At 45.3% G+C, this 13,403-nt stretch carries 11 protein-coding genes; 2 read left to right on the top strand and 9 right to left on the bottom strand.

Translation table 11 applies throughout. From position 1 onward, the window contains the following. Nucleotides 1-24 precede the first annotated feature (24 nt). Complete coding sequence (ybaL, locus tag XBJ1_RS06885; RefSeq protein WP_012988104.1) at nucleotides 25-1,725, bottom strand: YbaL family putative K(+) efflux transporter; 1,701 nt, start codon at nucleotides 1,723-1,725, stop codon at nucleotides 25-27. A 210-nt stretch (nucleotides 1,726-1,935) separates the two neighbouring features. Then, the gene (locus tag XBJ1_RS06880; protein ID WP_012988103.1) at nucleotides 1,936-3,171 is read right to left on the bottom strand and encodes an MFS transporter; all 1,236 of its coding nucleotides are present in this window, start codon (nucleotides 3,169-3,171) and stop codon (nucleotides 1,936-1,938) included. Between the two features lie 368 nt (nucleotides 3,172-3,539). Here XBJ1_RS06880 and ushA point away from each other — a divergent pair, with 368 nt between their 5' ends. Continuing rightward, nucleotides 3,540-5,198, top strand: coding sequence for a bifunctional UDP-sugar hydrolase/5'-nucleotidase UshA (gene ushA / locus XBJ1_RS06875; RefSeq protein WP_012988101.1), 1,659 nt, complete (start codon nucleotides 3,540-3,542; stop codon nucleotides 5,196-5,198). 202 nt (nucleotides 5,199-5,400) lie between these two features. Here ushA and ybaK read toward each other — a convergent pair whose 3' ends face one another. The 3 genes from ybaK to copA form a co-directional block, all read right to left on the bottom strand. Further along, nucleotides 5,401-5,877: a Cys-tRNA(Pro)/Cys-tRNA(Cys) deacylase YbaK gene (ybaK, locus tag XBJ1_RS06870; protein WP_012988100.1), complete on the bottom strand. Its 477-nt coding sequence runs from the start codon at nucleotides 5,875-5,877 to the stop codon at nucleotides 5,401-5,403. Between the two features lie 52 nt (nucleotides 5,878-5,929). Further along, the gene (locus XBJ1_RS06865; protein WP_012988099.1) at nucleotides 5,930-6,742 is read right to left on the bottom strand and encodes a TraB/GumN family protein; all 813 of its coding nucleotides are present in this window, start codon (nucleotides 6,740-6,742) and stop codon (nucleotides 5,930-5,932) included. Between the two features lie 154 nt (nucleotides 6,743-6,896). After that, a complete protein-coding gene (gene copA / locus XBJ1_RS06860; RefSeq protein WP_012988098.1) occupies nucleotides 6,897-9,644 on the bottom strand; it encodes a copper-exporting P-type ATPase CopA in 2,748 nt (915 codons plus the stop codon). Nucleotides 9,645-9,792: 148 nt separating this feature from the next. Between copA and cueR the strand changes: the two genes are divergently transcribed. Next, nucleotides 9,793-10,197: a Cu(I)-responsive transcriptional regulator gene (gene cueR, locus XBJ1_RS06855; RefSeq protein WP_012988097.1), complete on the top strand. Its 405-nt coding sequence runs from the start codon at nucleotides 9,793-9,795 to the stop codon at nucleotides 10,195-10,197. On the opposite strand, the gene XBJ1_RS06850 is transcribed toward cueR, so the two are convergent. The 4 genes from XBJ1_RS06850 to XBJ1_RS06835 all read right to left on the bottom strand — a co-directional run bounded on the left by XBJ1_RS06850 (nucleotide 10,188) and on the right by XBJ1_RS06835 (nucleotide 13,360). Continuing rightward, entirely contained in the window at nucleotides 10,188-10,649 is a 462-nt protein-coding gene (locus tag XBJ1_RS06850; protein ID WP_012988096.1) for an NfeD family protein, read from the bottom strand. The two genes, cueR and XBJ1_RS06850, sit on opposite strands and share 10 nt — an antisense overlap. Before the next feature lie 2 nt (nucleotides 10,650-10,651). After that, on the bottom strand, nucleotides 10,652-11,581 hold the full coding sequence (locus XBJ1_RS06845) for an SPFH domain-containing protein (RefSeq protein ID WP_012988095.1): 930 nt from the start codon (nucleotides 11,579-11,581) through the stop codon (nucleotides 10,652-10,654). Between the two features lie 47 nt (nucleotides 11,582-11,628). Further along, nucleotides 11,629-12,507, bottom strand: a complete 879-nt coding sequence (locus tag XBJ1_RS06840; protein WP_012988094.1) for a thioredoxin family protein — start codon at nucleotides 12,505-12,507, stop codon at nucleotides 11,629-11,631. A 76-nt stretch (nucleotides 12,508-12,583) separates the two neighbouring features. Continuing rightward, nucleotides 12,584-13,360 carry an SDR family oxidoreductase gene (locus XBJ1_RS06835; protein WP_012988093.1) on the bottom strand — a complete coding sequence of 259 codons (777 nt, stop codon included), beginning with the start codon at nucleotides 13,358-13,360 and terminating at the stop codon, nucleotides 12,584-12,586. Nucleotides 13,361-13,403 lie beyond the last annotated feature (43 nt).

The following is a 13,403-nucleotide window of genomic DNA, read 5'->3' as shown; positions in this document are numbered from 1 at the left end:
TAGCGGGATACTCCATATCGATAACTAACTTGCTGTCGAAAATGACGCTGGTGGCTCTATCGGACAAATTGGCTCAGACGTCGGGAGTGCATCAGCCATCGCTCTTGCTATTTCATGTTCACCAATAATGATGTGGTTAGTACCACGTTCCATAATATAGGTCACTTCATCATCATAGTGAGCACGCGCGATAATATTGATATCTGGCCGGATCTCTCTGGCATTCGCAACTATTTCACCTGCTTCGTAGCCATTGGGGATAGTCAGAAATAACGTGCAGGCGCAATCGAGTCGTGCCAGAGCCATGATATCTTTGCTGGCAGCATTGCCCATCACTGCACTGATGCCCATTTCCCCTAACTCCTCAAATCGGGCACGTGTATCTTCAAGGACAACCAACGGGAAATTTCTTTCTTGCAACCGCTGGCAGAGAAGACGGCCGACTCGGCCATAGCCCACGATAATGGCATGGCCACAGATATCAACTGGGATCTGAGTTTCTTCTTCCAGCGTTTCTTCTAATAATTGTTCTTCAATAGTTTCTGTTTTTTCCAGATAACGATCCAGCAAACTGAATAGAATCGGATTCAACATAATTGAGACAATGGCACCGGCCAGCACAAGGTTACGTGCTTCTCCATCCAGTAATCCTAAAGTGACGCCAAGCCCTGCCAGAATAAAGGCAAATTCCCCGATTTGAGCGAGACTGACGGAAATCGTCAGGGCTGTACGTCGTGAATGACCAAACATTTTGACCAGAAGCATAGCTGCCAATGATTTGCCAATAATAATAATGACAAGGGTTCCCAGAATAGCAAGTGGCTGCTGGAACAATACCATTGGATCAAACAACATTCCGACAGAGACAAAGAACAGAACGGCGAAAGCATCTCTTAGCGGTAAGGTATCCTGTGCTGCCCGATGGCTCAGTTCTGACTCATTCAGTACCATACCAGCGAAAAATGCACCCAGAGCAAATGAGGCATCAAACAGTTTCACGGCTCCGTAAGCGACACCTAAGGCAATGGCGAGTACCGCCAGAGTAAATAACTCGCGCGAACCTGTGCTGGCTGTTTTTGCCAAAATCCAGGGAATCAGACGGCGACCGACAAAAACCATCAATAAAATGAAGGCCACAACTTTGCCAATGGTCATAGCAAGTTCTAACAGCAATTGACCGATATTGGCATTCTGGCTATCCAGTATACCTGCGGCTGCGGGTAGTAATACCAGAGCCAGTACCATAGCCAGGTCTTCAACGATCAACCAGCCAATAGCAATTTGCCCCCGCTGGCTATCAATGAGTTGCCGCTCTTCTAGCGCTCTGAGCAGAACGACTGTGCTTGCGGTGGACAGACAGAGACCAAAGACGATCCCGCTAAACAGCCCCCAGCCAAGCAGTGTTGATAATCCCATACCCAATAAGGTTGCGACTGCAATTTGAGCGATGGCGCCTGGAATGGCAATTGATTTGACAGCTAACAAATCTTTAAGGGAAAAATGCAGACCGACACCAAACATCAGTAAGATCACGCCAATTTCTGAAAGTTCGGGTGCCAGCGAAGTATCGGCAACAAAACCTGGGGTAAAAGGCCCAGCAAGTACACCTGCCGCAAGGTATCCCACCAGAGGTGAGATTTTCAGGCGTTGGGCAAGCATGCCAAGCAGATAGGCGAGTACAAAACCGCCAACAATGGTCGTGATAAGAGGTGTCGAATGCTCCATCAAGGCTCCTTCTGGGTTAGGCAATAATATCGATTTTAGGGTTAAATGAGGTAATAATGTATTGTATAAATCATTTAAAACAAAGCTACTAGTGGGTATAAATGCAGGTTATCTACATAAATGGTATTTTAATGGTATTTTATGTAGATATTGTCATTATTTACGCTTGTTTACAAAGAAAAATGTCAATTATATAATTATGTCATTATGTTATTTTTCATGGTTTTTTTGTGGTTTTATTTCTATATTTGGCAGGAATAGAGTAAAAATACCAAGAAGTGGTAGAAAAGCACAGATTTTATAAACTAACTCTATACTGGTTTTATCCGCTACATAACCGAGAACGGCTGCACCGATACCACCCATGCCGAACGCCAGCCCAAAGAACAAACCTGCAATCATTCCCGTTTTGCCAGGAATAAGTTCCTGAGCGTAGACCAGAATAGCAGAAAATGCAGATGCTAATATCAGGCCAATGACTACGGTAAGGGGCCCCGTCCAGAATAGTGATGTATAAGGTAAAAGCAGAGTGAAGGGCGCAACGCCAAGAATTGATCCCCATATGACATATTTCCGGCCTATTTTATCTCCGATAGGCCCCCCAATCATAGTGCCTGCAGCTACAGCAAACAAAAAAATGAACAGATGGATCTGGGCATTTTGTACTGAAAGGCCGAACTTCTGGATCAGATAAAAAGTGTAGTAACTGCTGATACTGGTGAGATAGAAATATTTTGAGAAAATCAGGAGCAGCAGAATGGCAAAAGAACGCACAATCATTTTTCTGGGGAAATTCGGCTGAGAAATATGAGTGGATGATAGAAACTTAGAAGCTCGGTGCTGCATCTTATACCATTGGCTGACTTGCAACAGAATGACGATCGCCAGCAGTGCTGCCAGAGAAAACCACCCGATATTTCCCTTGCCATAAGGAGCGATGAAAATTGCAGCCAGCAGAGGCCCCAGTGAGCTTCCCAGATTGCCGCCTACCTGAAACAGGGATTGTGCCAGTCCATGACGTCCTCCGGAGGCCATACTCGCAACCCGTGATGACTCAGGATGAAAGACGGATGATCCTGTACCGACCAGTGCCGCAGCCAGTAAGATGATAGGGAAACTTTCGGCATAAGCCAGCAGAAGCAATCCAGACAGAGTGAATCCCATCCCGATGGGCAGTGAGTAGGGTTGTGGATGTTTATCCGTATACAGACCAATCAGGGGTTGTAGCAGGGACGCAGTTACCTGATAAACTAGTGTAATCATCCCAACTTGAATGAAGCTCAGAGTAAATTCAGATTGCAATAGTGGATAAATCGCCAAAATCAGCGATTGAATCATATCATTAAGCAGATGGGATAAGCTGATTGCACCGAGAATTGAAAAAACAGTCTGATGTGTTTTTCTTGATGAATCAGGCAATCGTTTTGTGGTGCTTTGTTCACTCATATTGGTTTTCCCATCAATCCAGCCTGTGTTGTATGGCGTTGAATTGTTGTTTAATTGTTACACTTTAATACATATTAGGCCGCTAATAAAATTTTTACTTACATTGATATAATTTGATACTTATCCCATAAAAATAAAATAAAACCCTAATTAATGACACAATTCTGTAATCTTGATTGGAAAATATATCCTAGCACCTAGGTGCATCACTCTATTCTGGTGTTGGATTAGGGCCTGTTCCAGCAGAGATAATGTTATATAGACACTGCTGTAGAAAAGTAGCATGTCTTGATGGGATAGGTTTATAATTTTCATAAAACTAATAATTGTTACATAACAGATAATATTTAAGGAACATGGAGATACCCATGAAATTTTCGTTCAAAACATCAGCATGTGCCCTTGTCGTTTCTTTGTCATTGTTGCCGATAAGTGCAGCTGCTTGGGAAAAGAATAAAACTTACGATATTACAATTCTGCATACTAACGATCATCATGGCCACTTTTGGCAGAACGATCATGGCGAGTATGGTCTGGCAGCTCAGAAAACGATGGTAGATTCTATCCGTCAGGAAGTTGCCAAGAAAGGAGGCAGTGTGTTGCTGTTATCCGGGGGGGACATCAATACTGGTGTTCCCGAATCGGATATGCAGGATGCTGAGCCAGATTTTAAGGGAATGAATTTGGTGGGTTATGATGCAATGGCGCTGGGGAATCATGAGTTTGATAAACCTTTAAACGTGTTGCATCAGCAGGAAAAATGGGCCAATTTCCCATTTCTGTCTGCTAACATTTATCAAACCAGTACTGGCAAGCGTTTATTTAAGCCGTATGTGATGTTTGATAATCAAGGCGTGAAAATTGCGGTTATTGGTTTGACAACCGATGATACGGCAAAGGTAGGAAACCCAGCCAACTTCCCTGATGTTGAATTCCGAGTACCGGCGGAAGAAGCGAAAAAAGTTATTGATGAGCTGAAAAAGAATGAAAAACCGGATGTGATCATTGCCGCAACCCATATGGGGCACTATAACGATGGGCATCATGGCAGCAATGCTGCGGGGGATGTTGAAATGGCGCGCAGTTTGCCTGCGGGTTATTTAAATATGATTGTGGGGGGGCATTCACAAGATCCGGTCTGTATGTCAGCAGAGAATAAAAACTACAAACAAATGGATTATGTACCGGGAACACCTTGCTCACCAGATCGCCAGAATGGAACATGGATTGTGCAGGCACATGAATGGGGCAAATATGTCGGCCGTGCTGATTTCCAATTTCGTAACGGTGAATTCAAATTGGTTCATTATCAATTGATCCCCATCAACTTACAGAAAAAAGTAAAAAACGAAGACGGCAGCACAGGGAGAGCTTATTACACTCATCAAATTACTGAGAATCCTGCAATGCTGAAGCTGTTGACACCATATCAGGATAAAGGCAGCCGGAAATTAAATGTTCAGGTGGGCGTGGTAGATGGAAAATTAGAAGGTGATCGCAGTAAAGTGCGTTTCATCCAGACCAATATGGCGCATCTTGTACTGGCAGCTCAGATGGAACGGACAAATGCTGATTTTGCCGTGATGAGTGGGGGAGGGATTCGTGATTCTATCGAAGCAGGGGATATTACTTACAAAGATGTCCTGAAAGTTCATCCATTTGCCAACCAACTGGTTTATGTGGATTTCAAAGGTCGCGAAGTCTTGCCATATTTGACGGCTGCGGCAAATATGGAGACGGATTCAGGTGCTTACGGGCAGTTTTATAATGTCAGTTTTGTGGTTGATGGCAAAAAGATCCGTGATGTGAAAATTGGTGGCAAGCCGTTGGATCTTAATAAAACTTATCGTATGGCTACACTGAACTTTAACGCTATCGGAGGTGATGGTTATCCACGTGTCGATAACTTACCTGGGTACGTGGATACCGGTTTCGTTGATGCTGAAGTGTTGAAAGGCTATATCGAGAAGCACTCTCCGTTGAAAGCTACTGATTATGAGCCGAAAGGTGAAATTGTTCATAAGTGATCAGTGGTAGTCGTTGATAGGAAAGTCGTTAGTTATCTGTATAAAAAGACCACCTGTAAGATAGGTGGTCTTTACTTATTATGCTGAGTGATTTTAAATTATCTAAAATAGGAATGGTTGAAACTAAATAATAATATAATTATTAAAAATCATAGTTATTAATGAATTGCTTTCTCCTTTTATTGGTAATTGCAATTTATTTTCAGACTTTAGCAATATCGGCAAAGGAACAATTAAGTAGTTGGCATAAATCGGCTGGCACCAATTCAATATCCAATCCTCGCTTGCCTCCAGAAATAAATAGGGTTGGCAAGATTTGAGCCTGACTATCGATAACAGTGGGCAAACGTTTTTTTTGCCCTAGTGGGCTAATGCCGCCTACCAGATAGCCAGTCACCTTTTGTGCCATCTGGGGATCTGCCATCTCTGCTTTCTTAGCCTTGAAGACTTTGGCGACTTTTTTCAAATCCAACTGTCCTGCAACCGGCGTAACTGCGACAGCAAGATTTTTGGGATCGCCATTCAATGAAACCAAGAGTGTTTTAAAAACCTGTTTGGCATCCAAACCGAGTTTTTTAACCACTTCATCACCGAAACTATGTTCATTCGTATCATGTTCATAAGGGTGAAGTTTGAAGTGAATTTTATGTTTTTCCAGTAAAATAACGGCGGGTGTCATCCTATTTTCCTGTAAAATTTCTCTGTAAAAATGAGACGAGTAAGGATAGTTTTTATCCTTGTATTCTTTCCATCATCTGTAGCAGATTGTTTTCACCATGAAGATGCAGAGCTCCTACAGCAACTAAATATTTGCCTGCGGGTAAAGCGTGTAATTGTTCATTCCACTGATGGTTGCGCTCGGCCATCAATGTCTGATGGAGCTCTTCGCAGAAGGTCTGCGGTAATGCTTGGTTTTGCTGCGCAGGTTTATAATTCATCCACCAGCTAATCATCGTCTGTAAAGCACGCGCATTGGTATTCCAATGGGTAAGTGTATCTTCTAACAGTGAAATACCCCCATTTGGCAGGTTGGAGAGTAAGTTAACCTGAGTATCCGTCCCTTCCAACTCAATAATGACCTTATCGATGGCTTTTGCGCTATCCAACAATTGACAGTCAATGCCATATTGAGGGCGCAATCCCAAATATTGAGCTTGAGCTGCCTGCAATATCAAAGCGACTTGCCATGAGGGTAATGCATCCAGTGATCTTAGAGGATACTGAATCTCATGGCAGTAATGCGTTAAACGGTCAAAATGTTCAGGTGATAAACGTAGTGACAGCGCAACTTGTTCTGGAAATTTTTCTTTGAAGGGAGATCCGGGTTGCGTGATGTCCGCTTCAACGATGAGGGCATCACACTGTTCCAGTTGCTCCAGTAGTATCTCAGAAAGTGGAAACATGTTTTCTGTGCCCATGTGAATGCTACCCACAATGTGCAAATGCCTATTTTTTGGCAGGGTGATGTCAAAAGCAGGATAGGGGTAATGCCGTTGGGAATTCAGTCTTAATACATTGTTGAGATATGTCATCAATTTCCCCATGTTACAGACTCCAATAGTTGGCACTCATCGATATGCTAACGTGTTAAAGATTAACAAGAAAGTGGGAAGATTGTTATAGACGAAAAGCTAAACTCTGTTCTGTTTAGCTTTTCGTGGGCTGAATAATAAGTTTTTGTCGACTTTATTCTGAAATTCAATGCTTGGGTTTAAAGCGCAATAACCGATTAGCGTTACTGACGACTGTAATTGAAGACAACGCCATTGCTGCCCCTGCAACTACAGGATTTAGCAAGGTTCCTGTGAAGGGATACAGGACACCTGCCGCAATTGGGATGCCTAATGTATTGTAGACAAATGCGCCAAACAGGTTCTGCTTCATATTGCGCAATGTTCCTCTGGAAAGCGCAACAGCATCAGCAACACCGTTGAGGCTATGGCGCATCAGGGTAATTGCCGCCGTTTCAATGGCGATATCACTGCCACCTCCCATTGCGATGCTTACATCTGCCTGTGCCAGCGCAGGTGCGTCATTGATACCATCACCGATCATGGCGACTTTCCGGCCTTCAGATTGTAGTGTTTGAATGGCTGCCGCTTTACCATCAGGTAACACACCGGCAATCACCTGATCAATCCCTGCTTCTTTAGCGATAGCATTGGCTGTTACCGGATTATCTCCCGTCAGCATGACTAAACGATAACCTTGATGATGCAAGCGTTGTAGGGCAGAAAGGGTATCTTGACGCAGAGGATCACGAATGGAAAACAGGGCAGCGATTTTGCCATCAGCCGCCAAGATGACGGGAGTTATGCCTTTTTCTGCCTGTGTCGCCATCAAGGTTTTTAATTCCGCAGTTTCAATCTGATTTTGCTCAAGCAAACTCTGATTCCCCAGTAGCAGTGTTGTGTCTCCAACCACCCCACGTATTCCCAATCCGGCTAATGTGCGGAATTGCTGTACTTCTGGCAATTTCTGCCCTGCCACTTTCAGCGCAATAGCCTTTGCCAGAGGATGATTTGAGCCACTCTCCAACGCGCCAGCCCATAACAATACCTGTTCTTCGGTGAATCCGTTAAAAGTACTTATTTCAGTAACTTGTGGCATGCCTTCTGTCAAAGTACCCGTTTTGTCGAAAACAAGGGTGTCCAGTTGACTGGCTTGTTGCAGGGCATCGGCATCACGCACCAGCACTCCTAACTCTGCCGCTCGTCCCACACCAGAAATAATGGACATTGGTGTCGCCAATCCAAGGGCGCAGGGACAGGCGATAATCAGGACGGTAGTGATGATGACCAGCGAGTACATGAGTTGTGGAGCAGGGCCGATGAAATACCAGATAGCGCCAGCGACCAGTGCGATGGCAATGACGACGGGAACAAATATTGATGATATTTTATCTGCTAATTGGCCGATTTCCGGTTTACTGCTCTGTGCCTGGCGCACTAGTTTGATGATCCGGGCTAGTGTCGTCTGGCTGCCAACCGCAGCAGCTCTGAACAACACCGTCCCATCCTGAACGACTGTGCCTGCATGAATGCCATCGCCGGTTGATTTCTGTTGGGGGATCGGTTCGCCTGTCAGCATAGCTTCATCCAGCCAGACGGTGCCCTGAATAATTTCACCATCGACAGGTACGCGATCACCGGTGGTCAGACGCAGTATCATGTTGGGTTTCACATCCGCCAATGGCAGCGTTTTTTCACCTTTTTCGGTGATCACCCGTGCAGTCGGAGGGGTTAAATCCAGCAATCGTTCAAGTGCCTTGGAAGAGCGTTGACGGGCGCGTTGTTCCAGAGCATGGCCGAGGTTGATTAAACCGATAATCATCGCGCTGGCTTCATAATAAAGGTGACGGGCTTGAGATGGAAAAATCTCCGGCCATAAATTGACGCTGATAGAATAGAGCCAGGCGACGCCTGTACCCAGAGCGACCAGCGTATCCATGGTTGCACTGCCATTTTTCAGACTTTGCCACGCATTGCGATAAAAATGGCCGCCTGCAAACACCATGACAGCCAGTGTGACCAAACCAATCGTCAGCCAAATAGCGTGATTTGAGGGAGTGAGCACCATATTGTCACCCAACATACCCCAAACCATGACCGGAACCCCGACGGCCAAGGCAAAAGCTGATTGCCAGCGGAAACGGCGCATATTGGCCTGTGCAACTTGCTGCTGACGCTCGCGACGTTCGGTTTCATCCTGAATCACTTCCGCGCCGTAACCTGCCTTGATGACTGCGTCAACTAACGCATTAGGGGATACCGCACCAGTGACTAATGCACTTCTTTCTGCAAGGTTCACTCTGGCATTTTCCACCCCATCGACGGATTGCAGCGCTTTCTGTACCTTACTGACACAACTTGCACAGGTCATGCCATCCAGCAGAAGCTGAATACTGTCATTGTCGTTATCGGGAGTATCATGACTCACTGTATTTTCGGGATTTCTGACCGGAGTTGCGTTTTCTGCCGCTGCCAAAAACTCCGGTGTTTGTGGGGCAGATATTGTCAGCGGCTCAGTTTTTGGGAAGCGTGTACCTGCCGCCAACTCGGCGTGATATCCGGCTTGTTCGACGGCCTTAATTAAAGCGTTGCTCTCTACTTTGCCGTAAATTTTCGCAGTCTGAGTATCGACTTTGGCCGCAATAACCCCTTCTACCGACTCCAGCGCTTTTTGGGTTTTGCCGGCACATTTCATACAACTTAAGCCTGAAAGTTGTAACTCAATATCGGGCTGAGTGGCGACGACGGCTTCATAACCGGCATCGGTAATCGCGGTAATTAAAACTGTGGAGGATACATTTCCGATAACTTTGGCATAATCAAGGGTAACATCAGTCTGTTCAACACCGGATACATTTTCCAATGCTTTTTTGACACTGCCGACACAGTGCATACAGGTTAACCCCTGAAGTGTAAGAATAGTTGTTGTGGACATAACAAAATCTCCTTCCTGATACGGAGTGATATACTTAGCTTTATCTATTTACCGTGATACAAAGATAGTGATATTGATAACTCAAGAAAAATAGCGGCCATATCATCAAGGCTAAACCTTCCTGCAAGGGGAGGGTCAAGGGGAAATTATGAATATCAGCGAAATTGCTCAAAAGACCGGTTTAACCAGCAAAGCTATCCGGTTTTATGAAGAAAAAGATCTGATCACTGCGCCGGATCGCGGAGATAATGGCTATCGTTATTACCAGCATAAGCATATTGATGAACTGACCCTGTTGCGTCAGGCGAAAGAAGTGGGGTTTACGCTTGAAGAATGTCGTGAGCTATTACGGTTGTTTCACAATCCTCGTCGCCATAGTGCAGATGTGAAAACAGCAACCCTGCAAAAAGTGGCTGAAATAGAAAACACTATGGTGAAATTGCAGAAAATAAGGGAAAAATTGCTGGCACTGGCGGCGGAATGTCCGGGAGATGATGGGGCAGATTGCCCCATCATTGAGCAATTATCCAGCTGTTGTACGCATCACGGTTGATTTGCGACGGGTTTCACTTTCAACGTGATCCCGTCAACGGCGATCACTTCAACTTCCGTATTAGCTGGAAGTTCTCTGTCACAGTGAACACGCCAACTGCCATCGGCTAGTTTGACCCGGCCATAGCCGTTTTCGGTCGCGCTGGTTAAGCGGGCATGAAGCCCAATTAACTGCTGGTTTTTTTGATTGAGTGTCTCATCGTTATTTTTGCGTGGACGATAGCGTAGCCAGCTACGCCACGCAATGGCAGACAGCAATGTCAGAACAGCAAACAGAATGCCTTGCAGTTCCCAGCTCATCTCCGGGAAAACCCATGTGATCAAGGCGACAACGACGGCCGCTGTTCCTGTCCACAGGAGATATCCCCCCGTTCCCAGCAATTCTGCAATCAGCAACAGGCCACCAAAACAGAGCCAGAACCAGACGGGTAGAGTGGCAATCTGTTCAATCATGGCTATTTATCCTGTTTGCTCTTCTTGCTTTCGCCAATCAATTCCGCAATACCACCGATAGCGCCCATCAAGTTGCTGGCTTCCAGCGGCATCATGATGACTTTACTGTTATCGGCTGCTCCAATACGGGTAAGGGCATCGGTATATTTCTGGGCGACGAAGTAGTTAATTGCCTGAATATTACCGTCAGAGATGGCGTCAGATACCATTTTTGTTGCCCGCGCTTCTGCTTCTGCGGCACGTTCACGGGCTTCAGCTTGCAGGAACGCAGATTGACGCTCACCTTCCGCTTTCAGGATCTGTGACTGTTTTTCGCCTTCCGCTTTCAGAATGGCGGCCTGACGAATACCTTCCGCTTCAAGGATATCTGCACGTTTGGTACGCTCGGCTTTCATCTGAGCGTTCATCGCAGAGACCAACTCTTTCGGTGGACGTACATCGCGGATCTCAATACGGGTGATCTTCACACCCCATGGGTTAGTGGCTTCATCAACTATAGTCAGCAGGCGGCTGTTGATTAAATCGCGCTGAGACAGCATTTCGTCCAGTTCCATTGCTCCCAGCACAGTACGGAAGTTAGTCATGGTCAGATTAATGATGGCCAGTTCAAGATTGCTGACTTCATAGGCCGCCCGCACGGGATCGACAACCTGAATAAAGCAGACGGCATCAATGGTGACGTTGGCGTTGTCACGGGAAATTACTTCCTGTGACGGGATATCCAGAACCTGTTCCATCACATTGATTCTACGGCCGATACGATCAACAAATGGCATGATGATATGCAGCCCCGGCGTCAGTGTGCGGGTATAGCGCCCGAAGCGTTCTACCGTCCACTGATAGCCCTGTGGAACGGTCTTCACACAAGTAAAGACGATGACAACTGCAATAATGATAAGAATGGGTACAGTACCGAAAGAGAGTAAATCCATAACAATTCCTTTATTAGCTAATTATGGAATATATAAGTATTACTTAATTAATAAAGTAAAGAGTATACATGACGACGGTATTGAGATGCTAGTGTATCTCCGGTTTCGAGAGCGGAAATAATATCCATCAGCGTTTTTTTCACTGCACCATCAGCGGCAGAAAGATCTTTTTTCAGAAAACTGAATAGCAGTTCCAGTGCTTCTTCATTACGACCAACATTGTGCAGTTTGGCGGCAAGTTGAACAGCAAGTTCAGCATTTTCTGGCTGAATTTCTAACGCTTGCTGGAGTTGTTGAATCTCAGGAGAATTTGCCGCCTGCTTCTGTGACTCAAGGATTGCCAGCAAATCATTATAGCGTTGATCTTGTTCTTCTAATGGGAGGGTATCCAAGATGTTTTGGGCGTCTTCAAGGTGATTGAGCGAAATATATACCTGAGCTAATAGTAATGTAATCTCAGTCTCTTTTGGCTCGGCCTGGTGTGCTTCTTTCAGTAAAGGCAAGGCTTCCTGATTTTTCCCTTCTGCAAGTCGTTCATTGGCTTGCTCTAACAGTGATTTTTTCTGTTGAGTCAGAAATTGAGAAAACATTTCTCTGATAGTTTCGTCTGTCTGAATTCCCTCAAAACCGTGAACAGGGCGGGCTTCTTGTACGAAAATCACGGTTGGTGCAGTACGTATACCAAATTGCGCAGCGACATTAGGTAATTGGTCACAATCGACTTTGGCCAGAGCAAATTGCCCGGCATACTCATGCGCCAGCTTATCAAGGGTTTCTTCCAATTCATGGCAATGCAGGTTCTGTGGAGACCAGAAATAGAACACGACAAGCTGAGTGAGTGAATGCTGAATCATTGAGGCAATATTAGATTCATTGATATGAATGATGTGTGCGGTATGGCTATTCGTGTTCGTTATCGATTCCATGGGACGTTTCTCTTCAGTTCGTTATAAGGCGATGACATGAATAAATAAGGTTAATCAGCAGGATTTTCAATCTTAATTAGCTTTGCCACTTCACGATTTTATCAATTAATCTCGTGGGTAATATACGCCGGAGAATTGTCATGGCATGGGACAATAATGTTACCGGATAACGTATTTTAGGGTTAGGAGCTTCCAGAGCGTGAATCAATTTCGTGACCACATCCTCGGGGGTGAGTCTGAAACGGTCTGCAAGACCTGGATTTTCGACAGGGTGATCGCGCTGTGTTTGATTCACATTTTCTGTAAAACGCGTCGTGATTGGGCCGGGTTCTATCAGACTGACTTTAATTCCCGTGTCTGCCAGTTCTATTCTCAACGCATCTGACCATGCTTCAAGGGCGAATTTACTGGCTGCGTATGCCCCACGGCCTGGTGTAGAGATTAATCCCAATACGGAGCTGGTCTGAACAATCCTCCCTTTACCATAAGCGCGTATGGCGGGCAATAATAGGGAGGTCAATTGATGAGTACCAAATACATTAGTTGAAAACTGTTTTTCCATTAGTTCGCGGGAAACGCTTTCTAGTGGGCCATAAACGCCAAATCCTCCATTATTAAACAACCCGAACAAACGTCCATGGGTTAATTGAATGACTTGCTCGGCGGCACGTTCGACGCTTTCTTTATCATCCAAATCCAATTCTATGGGTTCCAATCCCAATTCGCGCATATGTGCTAAATCAGCGGATTTGCGACAAGCGGCAAATACTCGGTAGCCACGTTGATGAAGGATTTTGGCGGCGACCAGCCCGATTCCGCTGGAGCATCCGGTAATAAGAACCGCTTTTTGCATAACTTTACCTGCTTATTTACATCAATTTATTGAAATAAATGAT

The organism is Xenorhabdus bovienii SS-2004, assembly GCF_000027225.1.
GTDB classification, from domain to species: domain Bacteria; phylum Pseudomonadota; class Gammaproteobacteria; order Enterobacterales; family Enterobacteriaceae; genus Xenorhabdus; species Xenorhabdus bovienii_C.
This window is presented reverse-complemented; position numbering and strand designations above follow the sequence as displayed.